This window comes from Ruegeria sp. F12, assembly GCF_056533885.1.
Map to the genome: position 1 here is coordinate 42,598 of NZ_JBQFOV010000017.1, position 23,732 is coordinate 66,329.

General features: G+C 59.0%; 19 protein-coding genes. 17 read left to right on the top strand and 2 right to left on the bottom strand.

Annotation, left to right across the window (positions count from 1 at the left end; genetic code table 11):
* The first annotated feature begins 1 nt into the window (after position 1).
* The 9 genes from ACR0CA_RS18490 to ACR0CA_RS18530 all read left to right on the top strand — a co-directional run bounded on the left by ACR0CA_RS18490 (position 2) and on the right by ACR0CA_RS18530 (position 11,934).
* Positions 2-1,123: a cytochrome-c peroxidase gene (locus tag ACR0CA_RS18490; RefSeq protein WP_170775085.1), complete on the top strand. Its 1,122-nt coding sequence runs from the start codon at positions 2-4 to the stop codon at positions 1,121-1,123.
* Positions 1,123-1,854, top strand: coding sequence for an MbnP family protein (locus ACR0CA_RS18495; protein ID WP_170775083.1), 732 nt, complete (start codon positions 1,123-1,125; stop codon positions 1,852-1,854). The genes ACR0CA_RS18490 and ACR0CA_RS18495 overlap by 1 nt, the downstream gene beginning before the upstream one ends.
* 111 nt (positions 1,855-1,965) lie before the next feature.
* Positions 1,966-2,406 (top strand): hypothetical protein, encoded by a 441-nt coding sequence (locus tag ACR0CA_RS18500; RefSeq protein WP_480860460.1) that lies wholly within the window; start codon positions 1,966-1,968, stop codon positions 2,404-2,406.
* Positions 2,407-2,496: 90 nt separating this feature from the next.
* Positions 2,497-3,918, top strand: a complete 1,422-nt coding sequence (xrtT, locus tag ACR0CA_RS18505; protein WP_480900606.1) for an exosortase T — start codon at positions 2,497-2,499, stop codon at positions 3,916-3,918.
* Positions 3,919-3,938: 20 nt separating this feature from the next.
* Positions 3,939-5,975: a VIT and vWA domain-containing protein gene (locus tag ACR0CA_RS18510; protein ID WP_480900607.1), complete on the top strand. Its 2,037-nt coding sequence runs from the start codon at positions 3,939-3,941 to the stop codon at positions 5,973-5,975.
* Positions 5,976-5,986: 11 nt separating this feature from the next.
* A complete protein-coding gene (locus ACR0CA_RS18515; protein WP_480900609.1) occupies positions 5,987-6,721 on the top strand; it encodes a response regulator transcription factor in 735 nt (244 codons plus the stop codon).
* A 29-nt stretch (positions 6,722-6,750) separates the two neighbouring features.
* Positions 6,751-8,271, top strand: a complete 1,521-nt coding sequence (locus ACR0CA_RS18520) for a histidine kinase dimerization/phospho-acceptor domain-containing protein (protein ID WP_480900611.1) — start codon at positions 6,751-6,753, stop codon at positions 8,269-8,271.
* Between the two features lie 538 nt (positions 8,272-8,809).
* Positions 8,810-11,440, top strand: a complete 2,631-nt coding sequence (locus tag ACR0CA_RS18525) for an Ig-like domain-containing protein (protein ID WP_480900612.1) — start codon at positions 8,810-8,812, stop codon at positions 11,438-11,440.
* Positions 11,441-11,727: 287 nt separating this feature from the next.
* Positions 11,728-11,934 (top strand): hypothetical protein, encoded by a 207-nt coding sequence (locus tag ACR0CA_RS18530; protein WP_480877963.1) that lies wholly within the window; start codon positions 11,728-11,730, stop codon positions 11,932-11,934.
* A gap of 62 nt (positions 11,935-11,996) precedes the next feature.
* Here the strand turns inward: ACR0CA_RS18530 and ACR0CA_RS18535 are convergent, their stop codons facing one another.
* Positions 11,997-13,337, bottom strand: a complete 1,341-nt coding sequence (locus ACR0CA_RS18535) for a hypothetical protein (RefSeq protein ID WP_480900615.1) — start codon at positions 13,335-13,337, stop codon at positions 11,997-11,999.
* Between the two features lie 206 nt (positions 13,338-13,543).
* Entirely contained in the window at positions 13,544-14,578 is a 1,035-nt protein-coding gene (locus ACR0CA_RS18540; protein WP_480900617.1) for a helix-turn-helix domain-containing protein, read from the bottom strand.
* Positions 14,579-14,830: 252 nt separating this feature from the next.
* Here ACR0CA_RS18540 and ACR0CA_RS18545 point away from each other — a divergent pair, with 252 nt between their 5' ends.
* The 8 genes from ACR0CA_RS18545 to ACR0CA_RS18580 all read left to right on the top strand — a co-directional run bounded on the left by ACR0CA_RS18545 (position 14,831) and on the right by ACR0CA_RS18580 (position 23,720).
* Positions 14,831-16,396 (top strand): arylsulfatase, encoded by a 1,566-nt coding sequence (locus ACR0CA_RS18545; RefSeq protein ID WP_174819508.1) that lies wholly within the window; start codon positions 14,831-14,833, stop codon positions 16,394-16,396.
* Between the two features lie 71 nt (positions 16,397-16,467).
* Positions 16,468-17,439 (top strand): HAD family hydrolase, encoded by a 972-nt coding sequence (locus ACR0CA_RS18550; protein WP_480900619.1) that lies wholly within the window; start codon positions 16,468-16,470, stop codon positions 17,437-17,439.
* Complete coding sequence (locus ACR0CA_RS18555) at positions 17,427-18,425, top strand: AAA family ATPase (RefSeq protein WP_480552506.1); 999 nt, start codon at positions 17,427-17,429, stop codon at positions 18,423-18,425. Before ACR0CA_RS18550 ends, ACR0CA_RS18555 begins: the two co-directional genes overlap by 13 nt.
* Positions 18,426-18,435: 10 nt before the next feature.
* On the top strand, positions 18,436-19,410 hold the full coding sequence (locus tag ACR0CA_RS18560; protein ID WP_480900621.1) for a DUF58 domain-containing protein: 975 nt from the start codon (positions 18,436-18,438) through the stop codon (positions 19,408-19,410).
* Positions 19,407-19,886 carry a DUF4381 domain-containing protein gene (locus tag ACR0CA_RS18565; RefSeq protein ID WP_170787217.1) on the top strand — a complete coding sequence of 160 codons (480 nt, stop codon included), beginning with the start codon at positions 19,407-19,409 and terminating at the stop codon, positions 19,884-19,886. Before ACR0CA_RS18560 ends, ACR0CA_RS18565 begins: the two co-directional genes overlap by 4 nt.
* Positions 19,883-20,869: a VWA domain-containing protein gene (locus ACR0CA_RS18570; RefSeq protein ID WP_170791484.1), complete on the top strand. Its 987-nt coding sequence runs from the start codon at positions 19,883-19,885 to the stop codon at positions 20,867-20,869. Before ACR0CA_RS18565 ends, ACR0CA_RS18570 begins: the two co-directional genes overlap by 4 nt.
* Positions 20,866-22,395 carry a VWA domain-containing protein gene (locus tag ACR0CA_RS18575; RefSeq protein WP_480900624.1) on the top strand — a complete coding sequence of 510 codons (1,530 nt, stop codon included), beginning with the start codon at positions 20,866-20,868 and terminating at the stop codon, positions 22,393-22,395. The genes ACR0CA_RS18570 and ACR0CA_RS18575 overlap by 4 nt, the downstream gene beginning before the upstream one ends.
* Entirely contained in the window at positions 22,392-23,720 is a 1,329-nt protein-coding gene (locus tag ACR0CA_RS18580; protein WP_480900626.1) for a hypothetical protein, read from the top strand. Before ACR0CA_RS18575 ends, ACR0CA_RS18580 begins: the two co-directional genes overlap by 4 nt.
* Positions 23,721-23,732 lie beyond the last annotated feature (12 nt).

The window sequence follows — 23,732 nt, forward strand, 5'->3', positions numbered from 1 at the left end:
CATGCCTCGGGTGATCGTTCTGCTGGCCGCCGCTGCGATTCTGGTCGCGGCGGGGTGGCTGATCCGGGACTTCATCCGCGATCCGGTGGCGACACCCATCGCCGACTTCTCGGCGCCGTTTGTGTTCGGGCGGTTTGCCGTGCCGCCTGATAACCCGCTGACTCAGGAAGGTTTCGCCTTGGGGCGGCACCTGTTCTACGACCCTATTCTATCCGCGAACAACGAAGTGTCCTGCGCCACTTGCCACATTCAGGCGATGGCTTTCACCGACGGGCGTGCCCGATCTCCGGCCTTGTCGGGCGGTGAGCTGGAGTTCAGCGCCATGAGCCTGGTCAATCTGCTTTGGGGGCAGGAGAGGTTCTTTTGGGATGGCCGCGCGACCTCGCTTGAAGAGCAGGCGCTGATGCCGATCCAGCACCCCGAAGAGATGGGGCAGGATATCGACGTGCTGGTTGCAGAGCTGTCCAGCTCGTCTAGCTATCGTCGCATGTTTCGCCGCGCCTATGGCGAAGTCAGCGCCGACAACATCGCCCGGGCGTTGGCCAGTTTCATGCGGATGCTGATCTCGGACAATTCCAAATACGACAAATACCTGCGCGGTGAGGTGCGGTTGAACGCGCAAGAAGAACATGGGCGCAAATTGTTCATGGCCCATCCTGACACCAAAGTGTCCCTGCGCGGCGGGAATTGCATTGATTGCCACAGTCAGTTCCTGACCTCGGGGTTTCGGGACGCGCTGGACGGGTTCTCGAACAATGGGCTCGACCCAGAGGACACGCTGGCACCTGGTTTGATGGCGGTCACGGGAAACCCTGCTCACAAAGGGTTCTTCAAGGTTCCAACCCTGCGCAATATTGCCGTGACCGCTCCTTATATGCATGACGGCCGGTTCGAGACGCTGCGAGATGTCATGAATCACTATAATGACGGCATTGTCGTCAGCGACACGCTCAGCCCGTTGATCCTTGAAGCCGATAACGCCCCTGACACCCCGTCGGATACGGTGGGCCTGCGCATGACACCCGAGGAAATCGACGCAATCATCGCTTTTCTACATACGCTGACCGACGAAGTTTTTCTGACCGACCCTGCCTTTTCCAATCCGTTTGAAGGAGGCTCATGATGTCCCGCCTGCAAGCCATGTCCGGTTTTGGTCTGTTGGTGTTGCTTGCCATCGGATGGATTGTGTTCGTCCCTGGCCCCAAACGCACGACCGATGTCACCGTCACGCTGCGGGCGACCATGGATGGGGCCCCGCTGACCTTCGACCAGTTCATGTATGACAACCCCGCTGGACCCGGCGCGTTTCGGGTACGAGATTTTCGGTTTTACCTCAGTAATCTGGTTTTGACCTCGGGCGATGAAGAGTTCGTGGAGCCCGACAGCTATTACCTTGCCCGGTTCGACAATGCGGACAGATCTTATGTGATCACTCTGTCCGATGTGCCACTGCGCCGGATCGAGGGACTGCGCTTTTTGATCGGCGTGGACCCGGACGCCAACGGGTCGATCCTTGCGCGGGGCGATCTGGACCCCAACAGCCAGATGGCGTGGAACTGGGAGGTTGGGTATAAATTCGTTCTCTTCGAGGGTGCATTGGATGTGGATGGAGCCATTTCTCCGCTGGTTTATCATGTTGGGTTTTCCGAGAATGCCCGCGAGGTCTCGGTGCTGGTTCCGGCAGACATGACGCGGGCAGGGGAGACGCAGATAAATCTTGATGTCGATCTGGCCAAACTGTTCGACAACGCGGCGCTGATTGATATGCAAGCCCTGCCGACGGTGAAATTCGACCGCACCGATGCGCGAATGCTGGCAGACAACTACGCGGACATGATATCGGCATCCTATTAGCGGTTTCGCAGGGTTCGCGGCATAAAGCCAAATTTCCGCCCTTATTAGGTCAGATGATCCGCAAAATCAGGGCGCACAAAGATCTTCATGAAGGTTCAGGGGGTCTTTGCTGTGAAGCGCATCATTGGACATATCGACAGTCAGAAAAGGCGACTCTACGCGATTGCGTTTCTGGCGTTTGCTGCCGGATATGTCCTGTACTCCCATATCGAGGTGACACGTTTCGGGATGCCCCTGCCGGTGTTCACCGGGCTGCTATATATGTCGATGATCGTGTTCGCGACGGCTGTGTCCACGTATTTTCTGCCCAAACTAGCCCGCGTGACAGATGCTGTCGCAGTAACGCGTCTGGGTTTCGCCGTTTGGGTCGCCGGCACGCAAAGTTACGAGGTTGCGGCCTCACCTTTGATCGGCGCGACCATTGTGATCGGAGGTGCAATGGTTTTGTTGCAACTGCGTAGCTGGGCCACCTTGGCGGTTCAATCCATGCGGGCAGCTACAGCGGTCGATCAACCAGTTCCTGTTTGGGTTGGCGCCCAGCGTCGGGCATAGTCATGACCCAAGGCGGCACCCCCGCCTGATCTGCACAAATCCTGCACAACATCCGCCGCTGGTTTGCACATCAAGGTGTGACAAGGCGGTATGGAACATAACCGATCTTACCTACTGTGGGCCGGGTTGGCCCTTGCATCCGCCGTATTGGCGATCGAGCCCGTCCTGTGGCTGATCCAAAGCTGGCGCGATCCGTCTTACCAATCCTATGGCGCGCTGTACGGCCTGCTGCTGGCCGGTCTGGTGCTTCTGTCTCTGACAAGTTCTCGCCCGCAGGGGCCGGACCGGCGCGGGCGGGTCTTTGCCGTCTTCCTGGGTGCGGCCTGCGTTCGCTTGGGGGGGCAGGTGCTGGCCGTCAATATCCTCAGCGCATTGGCTCTGGCGTTGGATGTCTTTGCGTTGGCCGTTTTCCTGCGACTGGATCAGCGACGCATTGCGCTGTCGCCCATGTGGTTGGCGGCGCTGTTTCTGTTCTGCCTGCCGCTTGGACCGATCCTTGAGCGGGTGGCAGGGTTTCCGTTGCAGGTGATGTCCGCCCACGTGGCGTGCGCAATGCTGTCGCCCTTTTTCCCGGACCTGCTATGCGAAGGAGTTCGGCTGCGTGTGGGTGGCGTGGATGTTCTGGTCGATCTGCCCTGCTCGGGCGCGGTGGGGCTGTTGCAGCTTGTCAGCCTTTGGGCCTGCCTGAATGCGCTCTACCGTCCGGCACTTTTGCCTGCGCTGGGCGGAGGTCTGTTGATCGCAGCGGCAACGGTGCTGGGCAATGGCCTGCGCATCACCCTGCTGGCGGCGGGACTGGCGCAAGGGATCGACACGATGGCTCCTACGTTGCACAGCCTTATCGGGCTGGGGACACTGGCGCTGGTCGCCTTGACCATTGTGCTGCTGTACCGTCCGAAACCGGCCCGGCTCAGCCCCGCGCGGATCACGACGTTTTCCCTGCCGCGCGTCCTGCATTTCCCAGCGGTTGTATCGGCGTTGGGTCTGTCTCTGGCAATCATCAGCGCGCCGCGTGCGCCCGTCGATCAATCGGCACCCGTGCCCCCGACCGAGCTGCCGGGTCAATTGCTTGGGCATCCCGCGCAAGAGGTCGCACTCTCTGACGTTGAACGCGCCTATTTCGCCACCTATGGCGGCACGGCGCGCAAGGTGCAGTTCGGCCCGATGGGGGTGAATGTAGTGCGGACTACATCCCCACTTCGCCACCTGCATTCGCCGGCCACCTGCCTGCTTGGTATGGGCTACCAAGTGCGGTTTCTAGGCACCCGGTTCGATCCTCTGCCCAGCTCGGTTTACGAAGCAACGGGCCCAGACGGGCAGGTCTGGACCGTCGCAGTCAGCTTTGTCTCGGGCGATGGTCAGCGCACGGCAGGTGTGGGCGAAGCCGTCTGGAGTTGGCTGAACGGCTCGTCCCGCGAATGGCGCTCGATCCAGCGCATTACCCCGAAATCCATGTCAGATCCGGACCGCGCCGCCTATGAGGTTGCGGTTCTGGCCGCCCTTGATTTGTAACCCTTGCTCAGGAGATCCAAATGCGTGCCCTTTTCCCAGTGATGATCCTACTTTTCTGGCCGATGATCGCGACGGCCAAACCCGACCCCGCCGACGTGGCCGGGCGCGTTGTCGCCCACGCAGGCGACCGGGTGTTTGATCTGCCCCTGCTGGACAGCGCCCTGCATGTCACCGTTCAGGGCGATATGGCGACAGTTGAACTGCGGCAGACGTTCCAGAACCCAGCGATGGTTCCGGTCGAGGCCGAATACCTGTTCCCCCTGAATCAAAAAGCCGCCGTTTACGGGATGGAGATGCGCGTAGGCGATGAGTTGGTACGCGCCGTGATCCGTGAAAAAGCACAGGCCGAGGCAGAGTTCGATCAGGCCGCGTCCGAGGGCAAGGCGGCTGCGCTGTTGACCCAGCACCGCCCCAACATGTTCACGCAGAGGATTGCCAACCTGATGCCGGGGCGTCCGGTCGAGGTAACGTTGCGCTACGTCCAGATGGTGCCCAAGATCGACGGCCAGCATGAGATGGTGATCCCTCTGATCGTCGGCCCGCGCTATCAAAGCCCGCTGGACGCTCCTCGGCCTGAACTGGCCAGTGCCGAGGACATTCCGCTGAAAAATGCCACGTGGTCCGTCAGTCTGGTTCCTGCCTATCCTCCGGTCGCGGGGCTAGACCTGCCCGATACTGTGACGTCCGAGCGGGTCGCGCTGAATGTCTCTCTGATCGCCGGGGTTGAGCTTTCGGGGTTTCACAGCCCGACCCATCCGCTGCTGATCGATCAGGAGCAAGACAGCCTGACTGCCCGGTTTGCCGAAGGCAAAGTCATGGACAACCGCGATCTGGTGCTGCGCTATACGCTGGGTGGGGCGGAGTTGCAGGCGGCAACCCTGTCCCATCATGACGAGCGCGGTGGCTTCCTTTCGGTTTTGATCGAACCCCCGGCGGTCCCGGACGAGGCCACAGCAACCCAGCGCGAATTGGTCTTTGTGCTGGACACCTCCGGCTCGATGGGCGGGGAGCCGATGAAGGCCAGTAAACGTTTCATGGATGCTGCCTTGCAAGGGCTGCGGAAGGGGGATCATTTCCGCATCATCCCGTTTTCCAACACGGCGCGGCATTTTTCGAACACATCGACCCCGGCAACCCCGTCGAATATCCGCAAGGGACGCGATTTTGTGCACGGCCTGTCTACGGGGGGCGGGACCGAAATCGACACTGCGGTTCGCGCTGCCTTTGCGACCGACACGCCCGAGGGCGCGATCCGCATCGTGGTCTTTCTGTCCGACGGCTATATCGGCAATGAGGCGCGGGTTCTTAAAACCATTCGCGGCCAAATCGGTCAGGCCCGTATCTATGCTTTCGGGGTGGGCAACGCCGTGAACCGCTATCTTCTGGATGCCATGGCGGAAGAGGGGCGCGGCTATTCCCGCTATGTCGCGCTGGACGAAGACGCGCTTGAGGTGGCAGAGACTCTGGCTGCAAACCTCAAGTCCCCTCTGCTGACCGACTTGCAGATCGACTGGGGCGGATTTGATGTGCAGGATGTTACGCCAGCACGTCTGCCCGATCTGTTTGCGGGCAACGGCCTGCGCTTGATGGCGCGCTACGACGGTGCTTTTGAGGGCGAAATCACTTTGAAAGGACTGGTGCAGGGCCGCCCCGCGCAGATGCCGGTCAAGCTGTCACTGACCGAAACCGAGGGCGATGCCGCGCTGCCGCTGATCTGGGCCCGCGACCGGATCGGCGTGCTGGAACGACAGATCGCGGTCGGGGACCGCGCCGGGCAGGCGGATGCCGAGATCACGCGTCTTGGGCTGGCCTATTCGCTGCAAACTCGAAATACCTCATTCGTGGCCGTGTCGCAGCAAATCGTCAATGACAGCGGGCAAGAGGCTGTCGAAGCTGATGTGCCCCTGCCGGTGGTGTCCGGTGTGACGGCCGCGGCCTATCCGTCGCAGGGCTTTGCCGGGTCATCCTCGCCCGAGCCACAGGCGATTCTGGGTCTGATCATGGTCGCAGCTATGACCGCATTGGGTCTGCGTCCTCGGCGGGCGCGACGGGTATGAGGTCGCTGATCATGCAGGTTGATATGGACATCGCCCGGATCGCTTGTCAGAACCTTCCTATGGAAGCGCATATCCTGATTGTTGATGATGATCCCAAGATCCGCGATGTGATCCGCATCGCCCTGAAAGGGGCGGGTATGCGCACAACCGAAGCCGCGAACGGGCAGGCTGCGCTGACCCATGTCGGACGTGAATCGATCGATCTGGTGCTGCTGGATATCGGAATGCCTCAGATGGATGGGTTTGAATGCTGCAAGGCCATTCGGGCGCGATCGGATCTGCCGATCCTGTTCCTGACCGCACAAGATGACGAAATCGACCGGGTTCTGGGATTTCAACTGGGCGCCGATGATTTTGTCGCCAAACCCTTTAGCCCGCGCGAACTGGTGCTGCGGATCAAGGCAATCCTGTCCCGTGGTCGCCGCTCGGCCTCGCGCCCATTGCGCACCGGCGGGCTGGAGCTGGACATGGCCGGTCACACCTGCCGCATCGAGACCACGCCGGTCGATCTGACGGCGACCGAATTTCAGTTGCTGTATTCTCTGGCAGAGCGTCCCGATCAGGTGCATGACCGAAATGCGCTGGCCCAAAAACTGTATGGGACGGGCACGCAATTATCCGGGCGCACGATTGATAGCCACGTGCGTAACATTCGGGCCAAAGCGTCTCAGGTCGGGTGCGCCGATATCATCCAGACGGTCCACGGCGTCGGTATCAAGCTGGGCGCATGTACGTGCGACGGATAGGCGCGATCCGCCGAAAATGGCGCCCGTCGATGGCGTTTGTCGTTGCGCTGGTCTGTGTAGCTTTGGTCTCAATACCGCTGGCGGCCATGATGACGGTGCAGCTAACCTCGAACCAGTTTGTGCGGGAAACCGAACAGGTGCTGCTGAAACAGGCTGCAGTCTACGCCGAGATTTATCGCACCCGCTTTCAGGCCATGGACGGACCCGAGATCGGCCCCGAACTTGCGCCCGAAATGCAAGAGTTTTGGGCCGCCGAGGTCCGCCCCATCCGGGCCCAGATCAACGTGCGCCGCGACCGGGTTCTTCCGCCACTGCCGGAGGGACCAAAGGTCGGGGCGATATCCGATCCGCGTCATGAAACAGTTTTGCCGGGCATGGCCGATCTGGCCCGGTCTGCGGGCAAGAGCACACTGGCCGGGGTGATTTTTCTGGACCATCAGGGGCAGGGCACCGGCGAGGCGGGGTTGCGTGCTTTCGCCGATTTGGCCGAAGTGCAGCAAGCATTGACTGGTCGTGTCGGTACGGCGTTGCGGGCGCGTGCAGATGAATTTGACCGCCATCCGCTGACCTCGATCAGTAGGGATACGGGGTTTCGGGTGTTCGTGGCCTATCCCGTTCTGGCACAGAATCGTGTGATCGGGGTTGTGCTGCTGTCCCGCACGCCGCTGAACCTCAGCAAATTTCTGTACCGCGAACGAGACGCGCTGATCATAATGGCGCTGTTCACGCTTAGCGGTGCTGCATTGATCGGATGGCTTTTGCACCGACTGATGTCCCGTCCGGTTCGGGGCCTGCGGGATGAGGCGCGCCGAGTGGCTTCGGGGGATACCCCTGTCTCGGACCCGCTTGCACATTACGGGATGCGGGAACTGGCCGATCTTGGTGAAAGCATGTTGTCGATGGCCGATACGTTGCAGGCCCGATCACGTGAGATTGCGATTTATACCGATCACGTGACGCACGAACTGAAATCCCCAGTCACCTCGATCGCTGGAGCCGCCGAGCTTTTGTCCGAACCTGCGCTGTCGCCTGAAGATCGCGCAGGGCTGCTGGACAATATCCAGACCGAAGCTGCGCGCATGAACACTCTGCTGGGCCGGCTGCGTGAGCTGAGTAAATTGCGGCAAGCCCCGAAATCGGGTCCGGGCCTGTTGCCTGCCATGCTGCCCGCTGTAGACGGGCTGGAAATCCGGATTGCCGAGGGTCAGAACTTGATGCTGCCGTTGTCAGAGGAACACGGGAGGGTTGTTTTACTGCACATGGCTCAGAACGCAAGGTCCCACGGTGCTACCGAGGTGATCTTGTCTTATTCCAATAGTGTCCTGCGGGTTCTGGATAACGGTGAAGGGATTTCACAAAACGACGCGGACAGGCTAACCGAGCCCTTCTTCACAACGCGCCGCGAAGAAGGCGGCACTGGAATGGGTCTTGCGATCGTTGCCGCGATCCTCGAAGGCTATAGGGCCACGCTGAAGGTTGAGCCTTCAGATATGGGGGCAGAATTCCGAATTGAATTCGCGAATAATAGGCCCGGCTTACAGCAATACTGACCAGACATTTCACGACGTGTGAAAGGCATAAAGTAACGCGCAGTGTTTCGAATCAACTTGAGACTATGGGCTCGAGAAATTCGGCAAAAATTGGGCAAAATTGTGGCAATAATTAGGCTATAGGTTCGGCAGTCCTAAACCGGGGATAGATTGAGAAGCACCGCGAAATTGCAGATGGTCTGATACGGGAAGTTTGGGGTAAGCGCCTAATTTGGCTTGGTATTCAGATTGGGCCTATTTGAACCCTGAATGGTTTGTAACGTATAGAGCAAGCGTTATTTGCAAGGCCTGTCAACTCGACCTGCGCTTGCAATCATTTGAATTGAAATGGATTTTTTGATACTCTCGGGGCGAGGCTGGGTAATTAGACCTAAAGAGCCAACAGGGTGCCGTTTACTGGAGTTTATTGACATCGCGTCAGATGTTGAACGGCACAGTCACAAAATTTGCGCGTCACGAGTTTGGCGAATTGCGCGCTGTACGGCTTGGTAGCTTGTGCGGCCAAGACTGCTTTTGTTTTTATTTTGGGGGCAAAATAATGGCTATTCCTAATGCAATCGACGACATCGGTTTATTCTCTGTCAACGAAGACGATGTTTTGAAGGTCAATCCAAGTAACAGTGTTCTGAAAAACGATACTGACGCCGATGGGGATGGCCTGGCGGCCAGTATCACCGGCAATCCTCAGAACCCGCTGTTCGACTTTAAGACGAATGGAACGTTCACCTATGACGCCCGCTATCATGGCGTTTTGTATATAGACACCGATGGCACCGACCCAACGCTCAGTGACGCAGCCGATGGTGACTTCACGTTGACCAACGGGTTCGACTCGTTGGGGGCAGGGGCTATCGTCTACGACACCTTCACCTACGAGGCCAATGACGGCCAGGACGGGGACGAGGCGACGGTCAGCGTCATGATCGTCGGCGAAAACGATGACCCGGACGCGGTCGATGACGCGGCCCAGTTCGATCAGGACACGACCGACAACGTCAGTATTGATGTCGTGTTCAACGACACGGATGTGGATATCTGGCCGACCGCTGACAAGGATAACCTTGAGGTCATCGGAATTGCCGACATCGCGGATGAAGGCGGCCCGGCAGGTGGCTCGGACAATTCACTGGGCGACGGGTTGATGATCACGACCGATACCGGTGGCACAGTTCAACTGGATGCGGGCACTGGCGAGTTGGTCTACACCGCCGCCGAAGGCTTCTTTGGCATTGATACGTTTGAATACACGGTCAGCGATGGCAATGGCGGCGAAGATACCGGCGTTGTCCGCGTCACTGTTCTGCCCGGCAATGAGGCGCCCGACGCTGTGGACGACACGCGGACCATCAGCGAAGACGCAGGTGAAACCAGTCTGGCAACTGTGTTGGGCAATGACACAGATGTCGATGACGCGCCGTTGATTGCTGCTGAATTGTCTACAGATATCGGCAGCGCCCTGACCCGTGTGGATGACATGGGCACCCCCATTGCGGGCAACACCGGTATTTTGGTCGATTTCAACGCAGACGGTACCTTCGACTATGACCCCAATGGTGAGTTTGAAAGCCTGGGTGTTGGCGAAACCGCCTATATCGAGTTCGACTACATTGCCTATGACGGAGAGGGCGCCTCGGACTCTGCGACCGTCACGATCGAGGTTCAGGGGCAGAATGACGGCCCGAACGGTTCGAACGGGTCGGCGACGGTTTATGAACGTGGCTTGTCCACCGGAACACAGCCCGAACCGAACACAATACCGGACTCGGGGAGCAATTCAGACATTGTCCAAACGATTGACCTAAACATCAGTGACCCGGACGCAAATGACATGCCGTTTCTGTCCAGCACGTCAACCGCGATGAACTATACCCCCGGCGACGAGATTGCGGGGCTCTATGGGACATTGGCGATCAACAATAACGGAACGGTGACCTATACGCTGACCGGCTCTGCCGAACATGACACCGACGGCGTGACCGAACAGGAAATGTTCACCGTCTATGTGCTGGATGGAAATGGAGGCTCCAAGGCGCTGACGGTGACAATTGACGTCAAGGATGACAGCCCCTATCTGGGCAATTCCCCGGTTGCGGATGAAGCCAGTGACAATGACGTCGAAGGCAACACAGTGGGTGCTCCGGTCTCATTCTCGTCGGACACAAACAACACCACTTCGGATACGTTCGACTATTTCGAAGGAGCCGATGAGGCGACGTTGTCGGTGACAGCGGTCCCCGCGCGTTTCATGTTGTATGACAGCGATCCCGATGCGCCAGGCGGCGAGGTTTATGTCGACTCGGTCTATGATCCGATGACACAAACCGTAACGGGGACGATAGACGGCGGAACGCTGGATGATCAGGACCTGTACACTCTGGTGCTGAACGAAAGCGCAGGGTCCAATACCGGGTCCTACCAGCTTACTATGTTGCTTGATCCGCCTTCGGATCTTCTGGATCTCGATTTTGACTCCGTGAGTGCGGGTTCGCCACAGGATGAGTTTGTCTTTACCAATATCGGCAATCTCACGTTTGACGGCGGTTCCGGGAGTGTTGTTGAAGGTATGACCAATGGCCAGACCTCATACAATCTGGGGGCCTCTTTCAATACCGAAGCGGGCGATGGCGACTATCGCTTGAACCCGAACAGCGGCGGTGGCTTTGGCATGGGTGACGGCAATATCGAGATCAACGAGGTCATCGAGATCACCAACATCAACTCGGCATCAACCACAGGGTTCGAACTGGACGTGACCGGCAATGGCGGTGGCGTACAGGGCAATGATCCACTGGATCTGGTTTGGGAGGCCTGGGATACCAGCGTCGTTCCACCTGTCCTGATCGACAGCGGGCGGATTGACCTGACCCAGATGACCACAACCGACAAGACGGTGGAAGATGTTCTGATCCTGCCCAGCGGCACCTATGACACGCTCTACCTCGCGTTTGATGGCGTCGACAATAACGACAAGCTGCGGATCAACAATTTCCAGACGCTGACAACAATCGAAATCGACGACTTCGAACTGGACTTTACCTTGGCGGCCGCTGAAGACGCCGTGGACGGCGTTGACCCAACCGGTGACGGTGACGTCGCAGACGGAAGCCCGGCAAGCTTCACGATATACGTGGATGGAACCGACGAAGATTCCGTCTTCTCAATTGTTTAAGACAAAATCCAATGAGGCGGTCAGTTTACACTGGCCGCCTCTGCTCGTCGATTTAACGAAAAAGTCCCGCCGACAGTTTTATTGAATCGTGCATTCGGGAATTTGGGGGTGATTTGCGGTGTTTAAGGTGCTGATCGTCGCGCCAAGCGGAACAATGCAAGCCGTTATCAAAAAATTATCCGCAGATTTGGATCAAAAAACAGCCAAAAACGGGGAATGTTCACGGATTAACATTGGGTTAATTTGGCCCCCGGTAAATTGCAGGTGTAGTTGTTAAAGAGTTGAGCATGGTTAAGCTGAACAAATATCTGACAGAGCTGTTTCCGGTCGAATGGAAGTCTTATATTCCGGGGTTGAAAACGACCGGAGACGGCTCTTCTAAGTCCATCCGGCTAGGGCTGGAACTGGCTGTTCCTGCATCTGTTTTCTTTCTGTTGCTGGCCTATTGCCTGCACAAAGCCAGTGTCGAAAACTACGTTTCCGTTCTGATGTGATGCATCCAGCCCGCTTTGGGCTGGTCGCCAAGCCTAAGTGGTTTGTCACGGACGTACGAATATCACGCCGCGGCTTTCTCCTCTTTTTCCATTTCCTTGATGATCAGCACGCGCAGGATTTCGCGGAACTTATCCATGTTCCGTTTGAGCAAGGTTTCCATCAACGAACTACCCAGGCCAGCGTCCATTAAGAATTTCGCCGCAGCCTTGCCCAATTTGACGTTGTCCTCGCCCATAAGCTCTTTGGGGCCGCTTTTGAGCCATGGCAGAAGCAGTTTCTCAAGTTCCATTTTGCTAAGAACCTTCAGCATTGCTGACGTTCCAAGCTGGGTTGCAAAACGGCGCAATGCCAGAGGCAGCAGACGCTCGGGCGCGACCGAACGGATATAGACTTCAAGGCCAAGCTGCCCGCCGCGTTTTTCCAGAACCTTGGCCGCTATCTTCAATTCGGCGTTGATTATGCCCTTGGGCACGAGTCTGGGTGCCGCGCGTTCCGACCACGTTTTCAAAAAGGCCGGGCTAAGGGCACTGGTTGTGATATAGGGGCGCGCAAGCTTGACTACCCCACCCACGATCAACCCTGCAGCAGCCCCGGTGATCGCATTCTTCACCATTCTTTCGCTGATTTCTTTTGTCGACATCTGCTTTTCGCCTGCGATTTCACGGCCAATGGCGTCGTAGCCGTCAAAGGCCAACCCTGTAACGGTGGCGGCTGTGGCGTTCAGAACGATCCCTGCGCCCAACCCGGCCGGAGGGCAGGCGGTCAGAATAAGTGCGCAGGTCGCGAATTCACCCGCCGCTCGCACATATCCCGCCTGTTTGATCTTTTTCGCCGTGGCATCAATCAGGCCATGAACCCATGCGATGACGGCATTGTTGTAGTTCACGACAGCCGCGTCGCAGGCGACCAGGGCTTTCTTGAACCCCTTGTAGTCGCGCCCGCTGACGGTTTTTGCCAATGTTTTGTAGGCCGCCGCTGCTTTGGTGTAGTAGGGGCGCGGATCTTCGGCGCGGCTTACCGCGTTGATGAACGTGTAGACATAGCGCTGTTGGTTGTTGATCTCGATCTGGGCATTGTGACGATCACAGGCAGCATAAAAATTGATCCGCTGATGTTCCAGCGCGCGGTCCATTACGCGATGGACCTCTTTGACCGTAGCTTTGTAACCGCGTTCATCCAGCAGAACATTGCGCTTACCGTCCGAGACCACATAAGCCTTCGTTTTCGGGTTAAGAACCCAAACGACTTCTCCCTTTTTGAGCGCTTCACCTTTCTTCAGACGCACCGAGACTTTCTTGTTCTTGGAATATTTCAGGATCGCGTTTTGATCCTTGATTTTATATTGCTTTACGATCGAAGCCAGCGTGTCGCCGTCCTTTGCCTTATGCGAAATCCAAATCACGAAGCGTTCCTCTCCAAACCAGCTGGCAAAATGGGATCAGAGGGCATCTTCCCGCCATCCTCCTGCGGGTGCGTGCAAAACGAGGCCGCCACTGAGTCGATCTGCCGTTTAATAGTGGTAAGCTATGTGGTCTAGGTGTCCGGGTTGTGTCGCATGTTGTATCAATTGTATCAGCCGTGCCGACTGCCCCGACTGCCCCTTGTCGTTTATGAATTGGTGCCCGTAGTTGCCTTGGTGCGCGGGGCAATGGATGGCGCGTATCCCACCCAAGTTTTGAACGCTCGGGTAAAGTTGGCCATGTCGCTATACCCCAGCCTGTGGGCGATCTCGGTCAAGCCCAAATCCGTATCGCGCAACAAGCTTAAGGCGCGGCGATGACGGACCTTGCTCAGCAATTTTCGAAAGGACTGCCCTTCAAGCGTCAGGCGCCGTTGAAGAGTGCGCTTACTCATGCTCATGCGACGTGCAACGGAGTCCAGTTCAGGGGTGCCTTCAAACATATCCAGCAGGATGCAGGCCTCCAACGCGATAATGAAGTCGCTGCCGGGCGCTGTCATTTTTGCCTGAACATCCGCCCAGCATATCGACGCCCCAGCCATGCTGTGTGGCAATGGCGGCGTATCCAACTCAATAGCGGTCAGCGGCAGGGACAGCGCCGAGCGGTCGTAAAGCGGCTGACACTGCAACAAATCGCGTAATTCATCCCCTTGGCCTCGGTCGGGGTAGTCAATTTCGATCCACCGCGGTCGCCAGCTAGGACCAAGGAAGCGTCGGACAAATCCCAGCATCAATGGGATGTTGTGGTCGCTGTGGGCGCAGATGGGGACGTCATCACCGCGCGGGACGAAATAGCGCATGATTCCGCCGCTGCGCATTTCAACCAACCAAACGCGGGGGCCGTTCTGGAACAGGGGCATGGCCCGCGCAAGACGATGAATCCCTTGACGCAACGTAGGGGCCTGACCGGCAAATTCGAACCACGGACCAATTTCCGCCCCGGACATTCCAAGCCCGACATGCAATCCGAAAAACGGGTGGCCCGACACGCGTTCAGCCTCGGCAAAAACACCGACCATTGCCGATAGCGGGATTCGGACAAACCGATCGTTCAGCACATCAATCGGAATGTTGGCTCGTTCAAAGACTCGCTCAACCGCTGCCGGTCCGGCGCAGCTTTGCAGCCGGTCCGGCAAATGTCCCATCCCGGCTGCGGTCGTGGTGGCGGTTTTTAGTTTTGACATCGTTAATGCTGATTTTATCTATGTATTACTTTTGAGACGGAGCAAAATATTGAGGTATATAAATTTTTGCACGGCTCTGGCGTGAAATGACAAGTGAAATGTGCTATCACTTGATACGCGTGGACAGGATGTAAGTTGTCATCACACAGCCCGAGGCGTCTCGGGCAGCCGGGGGGGGGGGCGTGACATCGTATCCATGTCCACAAGCCGAAGGCACTACCCCCGGTTATTTCGAGTTCAGGGAGACAAACATTGCTTTTATTCCGACAATTAGTCAAACGGGCCGCCCGTCCGCTCAGCGGTGGGGTTCTGGCGCTGGCCGCTCTGGGCGCGCCGGTGTTGGCCCAGGGCGCGAACGACACGCCGAATTTCCTGGTCATCTGGGGCGACGATATCGGGTATTGGAACATCAGCGCCTATAATCAGGGCATGATGGGGTATGAAACCCCCAATATCGACCGGATTGCCAATGAAGGGATGTTGTTCACGCACAGCTACGGGGAACAGTCCTGTACAGCAGGGCGTGCGGCCTTCGTCACGGGTCAGTCAGGGTTTCGCACAGGTCTGCTGAAAGTGGGTCTGCCGGGGGCCAAGGAAGGCATGTCGCCGAAAGATCCCAGCATTGCCGAATACATGCGCTCCAAGGGGTATATGACCGGGCAATATGGCAAGAACCATCTGGGTGATCTGGACGAACACCTGCCCACCAACCACGGATTTGATGAGTTCTTCGGCAACCTCTATCACCTGAACGCCGAAGAAGAGCCTGAAAACGAGGATTATCCCAAAGATCCGGCCTTCCGCGAACAGTTCGGCCCGCGCGGTGTGATCCGGTCATCAGCGGACGGTTCGGTCGAGGATACCGGCCCGCTGACCCGCAAACGGATGGAGACCATAGATGAGGAAGTCACAGCCGGGGCACTGGACTTCATGCAGCGCGCCCATGATCAGGGTAAGCCGTTCTTCCTGTGGTACAACACCACGCGGATGCATATCCACACGCATCTCAAGGAAGAAAGTCAGGGCGTGACCGGGCTGGGCGTCTATCCTGATGGCATGGTCGAACATGACGGCATGGTCGGCCAGATGCTGGACAAGCTGGATGAGCTTGGCATCGCCGACAACACCGTCGTAATGTATTCAACCGACAACGGGGCCGAGGTGTTCTCGTGGCCCGATGGTGGCACTACGCCGTTCCGAGGTGAAAAGAACGACAACTGGGAAGGCGGTTATCGCGTTCCAATGATGATCAAATGGCCCGGCGTTATTGAGCCCGGTCGCAAGTCAAACCAGATCATCAGCCATTTGGACTGGTTCCCGACCTTCATGTCCGCGCTGGGCGATCCTGACATGAAGGAGCGCATGCTCACCGAGGCCCCCTTTGGCGAAGAAAACGAGCCCGTCCATCTGGATGGCTATGACTTCATGCCGTATTTCCGAGGGGAAACTGAGGTCGGCCCGCGGCGCGAGTTCATCTATTTCTCGGATGGCGGCGATCTGGTGAACCTGCGTTACAACCGCTGGAAAGTGGTCTTTGCCGAACAGCGCGCCCATGGGTTCGACGTCTGGCAGGAACCGCTGACTTTCTTGCGTCTACCCAAGATCATCGACCTGTATTCCGACCCGTTCGAGCGGGCGCAGGACGAATCCATCGGCTATTCCCGCTGGCGTCTGGACCGGACCTATCTGCTGGTACCCGCGCAGGCCATTGTGGCGCAGTTCCTTGGCACGTTCCAGGACTACCCGCCACGTCAGGAACCGGCCAGCTTCTCAATTGATCAGGTCCTGAGAAGCCTGCAAACAGCCGGCAGTCAGTAACGGCCCAGACCGGACAAAACTTCATGGCGCGGAGCGATGCCGCGCCATTTTCGCACCAAAAGAGATTTCTCATGAAACGCTATGTTTTTGCCGTGGCTGCCTTGCCGTTTGGTTCTTTTCCCGCGCTGGCCGATCCGCTGGCGTCCTGGAACGACACCGCCACCAAAGCCGCCATTATCGACTTTGTCGAACGGGTGAGCGATCCGAACTCTTCCGATTTCGTCCCCGAAGAGGCCCGCATTGCGACCTTTGACAATGACGGCACGCTCTGGGGTGAACAGCCGGTTTATTTTCAGCTTATCTACGCACTCGACCGCCTGAAGGAAAAGGCTGAGGCGGACCCGTCGATCCTGACCTCGGATGTCCTAAAGGCTGCCGCTGCAGGCGATATGGCCGCCGTCGCCGACGGGGGAGAGGCTGGTTTAATGGAAATCCTGAACGTCTCGCATTCGGATATATCCGTCGATGCGTTTCAGGCCGATGTCGCAGACTGGATCGCCACCGCCCGACACCCGGACACGAACCGGCCATACAACGAGATGATCTATGCGCCCATGCTGGAACTGCTGGATTACCTCGAGGCCGAAGGGTTTCAGACGTGGATTGTGTCGGGTGGCGGCATCCACTTCATGCGCGCCTTTGCCAACGAAACCTACGGTATCCCGATCAACCGGATCGTAGGCTCGGTCACGCCGACCAGCTATGAGGTGGTGGAAGGTGTGCCCAAAATTATCAAGGGCCCCGGAATTGCTTTTGTGGATGACAAGGCAGGCAAGCCTGTTGGGATCGACTCGCATATCGGGCAGCGTCCGATCTTTGTGAGTGGCAACTCGGACGGTGATTTCCAAATGCTGGAATATGCCACCGCTGGCGACAGACCTGCCCTAGGCGTGATCGTTCATCACACCGATGCCGACCGCGAATACGCCTACGACCGCGACAGCCACATCGGTAGGCTGGTCCGCGGATTGGATGAGGCCGACGCTCGTGGATGGGTGATCATCGACATGAAAGAGGATTGGGCGAAGGTATGGCCGGAATGAGCGACACTCCCAACCCCCGCGCGCATATCGACGCCTTGCGCGAACGCATGGGTCAGGCCATAATTGGTCAGCGCGACGTCATCGAGCGCCTGTTGATTGGTTTGCTGGCCAATGGCAATCTGCTGGTCGAAGGTTTGCCGGGGCTTGCCAAGACCCGCGCGATCAAGGCGATGGCGAAGAACCTGGAAAGCGATTTCAGTCGCATCCAGTTCACACCCGATCTGTTGCCCTCGGACGTGACTGGCACGGATGTCTACTACCAGACCGAAAAGGGCGGCGAATTCCGGTTCGAGGCCGGGCCTATCTTTGCCAATATCGTGCTGGCCGACGAGATCAACCGTGCCCCCGCCAAGGTGCAGGCCGCCTTGCTTGAGGCAATGGAGGAACGGCAAGTCACGGTGGGCGGGACCACGCACAAGATGGCCCCATTGTTCATGGTCATGGCGACCCAGAACCCGGTGGAGCAGGAAGGCACCTATGCCCTGCCTGAGGCGCAATTGGACCGGTTTTTGATGCATGTGCTCATCACTTACCCTCCGGTCGAGGATGAGGTTGAGGTCGTGCGGCTGGTCCGCGCAGAAGAGATCGCCGCCCAGAGCAAAGCAAAAGGCGAAAAACCCGCCCCAATCCCGCAACAGGCGATCTTTGACGCCCGGTCCCAGATCGGTGGAATCCATGTCTCGGACGCTATCGACCGCTATTTCGCCGATCTGGTGCAGGCTACCCGCACGCCCGAGGCCTATAGCGACGATCTGCGCCGCTGGATCGAGGTGGGCGCAAGCCCGCGCGCTTCGATCGCGCTGGATAAATGCAGCCGCACCCATGCCTGGCTGAACGGGCGCGACTATGTCGACCCTGAGGATGTCCGCGCCATTACCCCCGATGTGCTGCGGCACCGGTTGGGGTTGAGCTATGAGGCCCATGGCGAAGGCATCAGCGCAGATCAAGTGATCGCCGAAATCCTGATGCAGGTCGCCCTGCCGTGAGGCGTAGATGATGAACCGAAACGCTTCCCTTCGGCTGGGGCGCGTCAAGCCCCCGCCTGCCGCAACCGATGACCCGCGCGTGCGGGTTGATATCGCGCATTTGCGGGCGCTTGAGACACGTGCCAAGGCGCTGCGGTTTTTACCGCGCCAGCCTGCGCACTCGGTGCTGAATGGCCGCCATGCCTCACGTCTGCGCGGGCGTGGGCTGAATTTCGAAGAGCTGCGCGGATACCTGCCCGGCGACGATATCCGCGCGATTGACTGGAAAGTAACCGCCCGCGCCGGTGAGCCCTATATCCGCGTCATGACCGAGGAACGCGACCGTCCGACGCTGATCGTGGTGGATCAGCGCATGTCGATGTTCTTCGGCTCGGTCCTGAACATGAAATCCGTCACCGCGGCTGAGGCTGCGGCCTTGTCGGCCTATCGGATTTTCGATCAGGGCGACCGGGTGGGCGGCATCGTCTTTACCGACGACAAGATCGCCGAAATCAAACCCGCGCGCAGCCGGGCCACGCTGTCGCGCTTTATGGCCATTCTGGCGGAGGTGAACGGACAATTGCACGCCGAGGCCCCCGAGACCGATCCGATCCGCCTGACCGACGTGCTGCGCGCCGTCGCTCGGATCGCACCGCGCGATCATCTGATTGTGGTGCTTAGTGATTTCGATGTGATTGATGCAGAAACCGAACGGTTGGTCTCAGGCCTGTCACGGCGCAACGACCTGATCTTGGGACTGATTACGGATCCCTTCGCCAAGGACCTGCCTCGCGATCTGTCACTGATCATCTCGGACGGAGCGTTGCAGGCTGAAATCAAAACATCCGACTCAATACAACATGCGGCGCTGAGAGAATTCGCCAGCGCCCGCGTGGCGCAGGTTCTGGATTGGCAGCGCAGGTTCGGCGTGCCCGTTCTGCCGCTGACAGCGGCCGAGGAAACCCTGCCGCAGATCCGGCATCTGATGGGGCTGGGACCGAAATGAACGAAACGGAAATCCCCACCGGCACTTCGCTGGTCGACCTGCTGGATCAACTGGTTGTGCCAGATCCGCCGCCGCCCGTGTCGATGATGCCGCAAACGGTCGGCTGGGCCGTTGTGGGCGCGCTTCTAGCAGCGATGGCGGTACTTGTGCTGTGGCGCATGATTACCCGGTACCGCGTCAACGCCTATCGCCGCGCAGCGCTGGCAGAGCTGGCGCAGGCCGCGGATGACCCCGCGCAGGTCGCCGAAATCCTGCGTCGCACGGCGCTGGTGGCTTATGACCGGCGCTTGGTAGCCGGATTACAGGGAATGGACTGGATCGCCTTTCTGGAACGCACCGAGGGTGCATCGTGGAATGACGCTCTGCGCCCGCTTTTGCTTGATGCACCCTATCACGGCAACACCGGAGCCTCGCCGGATCTGACCGCGCGCGTCGCCCGCTGGATCAAGGCACATAAGCGCGAGGTGGCCTCATGATCCAATTGGCGTTTCCATGGGCTATTCTGCTTCTGCCACTGCCCTGGTTGATCTGGCGTTTCGCGCCACCGCACAGAGAACGCGTGACGGCGCTGCGGGTGCCCTTCTTCCGTCAGGTCTCGCATGCGCTGGGGCAGGAACCACGCACCGGATCTGTGGTGTTGGCCCGAACGCGGATACAGATGATCACGGCAGCGTTCTGCTGGGGGTTGATCGTGATCGCACTGGCCGGGCCAGAACGGGTCGGTCGCCCCATCGAGATCGAAAAATCAGCCCGCGACATGATCCTTGCCATCGACGTGTCTGGCTCGATGGACACTGTGGATTTCACGGATGCACAAGGCGAGAAACGGCAGCGTTTCTCGGCCGTTCAGGATGTTGTACGCGCTTTTGTGCAGGGGCGAGAGGGCGACCGGGTGGCGCTGATCGTATTTGGGTCCAAGGCGTATTTGCAGGCGCCGCTGACCGAGGATTTGCAGACGATCACCGATCTTTTGGACCGCACGCAGGTTGGCATGGCCGGACCCCAAACGGCGCTTGGCGATGCTATCGGGCTGGCGATCCATACCTTCGAAGCCAGTGAGATTGACGAACGCGTCTTGATCCTGCTGTCCGACGGCAGCGACACCTCCAGCCGGATGGACCCAGTGAACGCAGCCGAGATTGCCAAAGACAACCGCGTGACCATCATGACCATCGGCGTTGGCGATCCCGAAGCTTCGGGCGAGGACAAGGTGGATGTCAAAACGCTTGAAGACATCGCTCGCCGCACCGGTGGTCAGTACTTCTTTGCCGCCGACCAGTCCGCCCTGACCGCCATCTATGCCCGAATCGACGAACAAAGCCCGCGTCAGGTCGAAACTCTGTCCTATCGCCCGCGCCAGTCTTTGGCGTGGATACCACTGGGGTTGGCTGCGCTGCTGGGTTGCGCCGCGATGGGATGGTTGTCGTTGGGTCACCGTAGTGGGAGGGCGCAGGCATGAGCGATCTGCTACTGGCCATGTCGGTGTTCCATTTTCTACGGCCGCTCTGGCTGCTGCTGGTGCCAGTGATCGTCGGATTATGGTGGCTCACCCGACGACGTCGGTCCGGGCGTAACACCCTGTCTCAGGGCATCGCACCGCATCTGCAAGCTGCGATGGAAGTCGGACGCAATCAGGCGCACCGCATTCGGCCCATAGATGGGGTTGCGCTGACTTTGTTGTTGCTCGCCGCGGCGGCTGCAGGACCGACTTGGTCACGGCAACCCAACCCTCTGGTGGCCCAATCCGCGCCGGTGGCAGTGGTTCTGAAAGTCACCAAATCGATGGACGCCATCGATGTTGCACCCAGCCGTCTGGAACGCGGCAAGCAAAAGATCCGCGATTTTCTAGACCTGAGGGCAGGGGGGCGATCGGGGTTGGTGGCCTATGCAGGCAGCGCGCATGTGGTGGTTCCAATGACCGAGGATGCCTCGATCATCCTGCCTTATCTCGAAGGGCTTTCGCCAGACGTGATGCCCAAGGAGGGCGCGGATTTTGCACAAGCCCTGAGCCGCGCTCAAGCCCTGATCGAGGACGAAGGCGGTGGTGCATTGTTGCTGGTGGCCGATGGTCTTGATCCGGCGGATGTGAGTGCGGTCGAAACCGCCTCGATGCCGGTTGCGGTTCTGTCCATGCTGCCCGAAGGCACGCGCGACCGGGGGCTTGATGCGCTCGGCAATCGGGTGATCGCTGTGCAGCCCGATGGCAGCGATATCCGGCGTCTGGACCGGACGCTGAATGCCTCATACCGGCAAAGTCTGCTGGAAAACTCTGATGACCCGTGGCTGGATCGTGGGCCGCTGCTGACTTGGCCTGCGGCACTGTTGCTGCTTTTGTGGTTCCGGCGGGGCTGGACTATGCATTGGGGTGCCGCGGTCTTTGCACTTATGCTGGTGGCGCCCGGGCAGGCGCGCGCCGACGGCCTGGCTGACTGGTTCTGGACGCTTGACCAGCAGGGGCAGCGTGCCTATGATCGCAAGGATTATACGCGCGCCTCTGAACTGTTCAGTGACCCGCTGTGGCGCGGATGGGCCATGTACCGGGCGGGCCGCTATGCCGAAGCCGTGCAGGTGCTGGACCGTGTGGATACCGCACAGGCTGCCATGATCCAGGGTCTGTCAAACATCCGAAATCGGGCTTACCGTGACGGGGTTCGGTCGTTCGAAACCGCTCTGACGCGCGACCCGGACTATCCGGGTGCTGCTGAAAATCTGGAGATCGCAAAACAGATCGTCGCGTATGTCGAAGCCGCGCAAGAGGCGCAGGATACGCAGGACCAGACCGAGCTGCGCGCCGATGACGTGACCTATGACAACGAGGAAAACAAAGGTCAGGAGCTTCAGGTCGACCTGCCGCAAGAGGACGCCGCTGTCGGGCTGCAGAGCGCCGAACAATGGATGAACTCTGTTGATACCGAGACTGGGGATTTCCTGAAAAGTCGCTTCTTGCTGGAAGCGACGCAGGCGGCTGCGGAGGGCGAGCAATGAAACTCTGGCCTGTCTTAGCAGCTCTTTGCACATCAATTGTACCCGATGTCGCGGCGGCGCAAGACCCGTTTCCAGGTTTCAAATCCAACGCCGAGATCAAGGCCGAGGAAGACGCCCGCGACGGCAGTGAAGCCGCCACGCCAACCGAGCCCGTCGCGCGGGTCGAAATGTCGGCCATGGACGTCGTGCCCGGTCAGGCGCTGGATATGCGGGTGACCGTTTTGGTGCCGACCTACATGCCCAGCCCTCCGGTGTTTCCGACCTTTGATCAGCCGAACCTGATGATCTCGTTGCCTGAAGGCGGGTCGGGCCCCGTGACTGAGCGTGTGGGCGCCAGCAACTGGTCGGGTGTTAGCAGACGCTACAAGGTGACGCCGATGGTGGCGGGAAATTTCGGGATTCCGTCGCTGGAGATCACGGTTACATGGGCCGACCCCGAGACCAACGCGCCTGTTGAAACGACGCTCTCCCTGGCTGCACAGAGCTTCACCGCCACGGTGCCGGACGGGTCCGAGTCGCTTGACCCTTTCATCGCCGCTGAAACGCTGAGCCTGACGCAGACCGTCGAGGGATCAGCCGAGGCTCTGGAACCCGGCGATACTCTGACCCGCAATATCACTGCTGAAATTACGGGAAGCAGCGCTATTCTGCTGCCCGCGCTTGCGCCCACGGGCGCTTTGCCCGGTTTGGCGGCCTATCCTGACAGCCCGACGGTGCAGGACCGGGAGAATCGGGGAAAGACCGTCGGTACTCGCTCAGAACGCACGGTTTATTTGGCGGAAAGCGGCGCTCAAAGCAGCCTGCCTGTCATCAAGCTGCGTTGGTTCAACACAAACACGGGACAGATCGAAACCACGTCGGTCGAGGCCATCCCCTATAACGTCGATGGCCCGATCTTGCGCAGCGTCGCCGATTCCGACCGGGCGACTCTGATCTATATGGGTTTCGCCGTGCTTCTGGGAACGCTGGCTGCCATCGGGTTGATCCGCCACAGAGCCCGCAAGCGCGACACGTCCCTACCACCCCCGACCGAGGCCAGCCTGTTCCGCGACCTGATGCACACCGTCAAGGCACGGGATCTTCACAACCTCTATGGTGCATTGGACCGATGGGCGGCGATGACACAGGGTGCCGACCCGCGTCGACACACAGACGTCCAGCTTGCCCTGACCAATATCGGTGCCGCCGCCTATGGCCCGCAAGACAGCGAGCCGGGGGCAGCCTGGGCTGCGCTTGCAAGGGCCTTGTCCGCCGCCCGGCACTCGGGCACTCTGACCCGCGCGGCACAGCCTTTGCCCGCGCTGAATCCCACGGGCCCTGCCTGACCGACCGAAGGA

Excerpts from the sequence above, each read along its gene's own strand:
- ACR0CA_RS18490 (WP_170775085.1), top strand. The coding sequence starts at position 2 with ATGCCTCGGGTGATCGTTCTGCTGGCCGCCGCTGCGATTCTGGTCGCG.
- ACR0CA_RS18495 (WP_170775083.1), top strand. The coding sequence starts at position 1,123 with ATGTCCCGCCTGCAAGCCATGTCCGGTTTTGGTCTGTTGGTGTTGCTT.
- xrtT (WP_480900606.1), top strand. The coding sequence starts at position 2,497 with ATGGAACATAACCGATCTTACCTACTGTGGGCCGGGTTGGCCCTTGCA.
- ACR0CA_RS18510 (WP_480900607.1), top strand. The coding sequence starts at position 3,939 with ATGCGTGCCCTTTTCCCAGTGATGATCCTACTTTTCTGGCCGATGATC.
- ACR0CA_RS18515 (WP_480900609.1), top strand. The coding sequence starts at position 5,987 with ATGCAGGTTGATATGGACATCGCCCGGATCGCTTGTCAGAACCTTCCT.
- ACR0CA_RS18520 (WP_480900611.1), top strand. The coding sequence starts at position 6,751 with ATGGCGTTTGTCGTTGCGCTGGTCTGTGTAGCTTTGGTCTCAATACCG.
- ACR0CA_RS18525 (WP_480900612.1), top strand. The coding sequence starts at position 8,810 with ATGGCTATTCCTAATGCAATCGACGACATCGGTTTATTCTCTGTCAAC.
- ACR0CA_RS18530 (WP_480877963.1), top strand. The coding sequence starts at position 11,728 with ATGGTTAAGCTGAACAAATATCTGACAGAGCTGTTTCCGGTCGAATGG.
- ACR0CA_RS18540 (WP_480900617.1), bottom strand. The coding sequence starts at position 14,578 with ATGTCAAAACTAAAAACCGCCACCACGACCGCAGCCGGGATGGGACAT.
- ACR0CA_RS18550 (WP_480900619.1), top strand. The coding sequence starts at position 16,468 with ATGAAACGCTATGTTTTTGCCGTGGCTGCCTTGCCGTTTGGTTCTTTT.
- ACR0CA_RS18555 (WP_480552506.1), top strand. The coding sequence starts at position 17,427 with ATGGCCGGAATGAGCGACACTCCCAACCCCCGCGCGCATATCGACGCC.
- ACR0CA_RS18560 (WP_480900621.1), top strand. The coding sequence starts at position 18,436 with ATGAACCGAAACGCTTCCCTTCGGCTGGGGCGCGTCAAGCCCCCGCCT.
- ACR0CA_RS18565 (WP_170787217.1), top strand. The coding sequence starts at position 19,407 with ATGAACGAAACGGAAATCCCCACCGGCACTTCGCTGGTCGACCTGCTG.
- ACR0CA_RS18570 (WP_170791484.1), top strand. The coding sequence starts at position 19,883 with ATGATCCAATTGGCGTTTCCATGGGCTATTCTGCTTCTGCCACTGCCC.
- ACR0CA_RS18575 (WP_480900624.1), top strand. The coding sequence starts at position 20,866 with ATGAGCGATCTGCTACTGGCCATGTCGGTGTTCCATTTTCTACGGCCG.
- ACR0CA_RS18580 (WP_480900626.1), top strand. The coding sequence starts at position 22,392 with ATGAAACTCTGGCCTGTCTTAGCAGCTCTTTGCACATCAATTGTACCC.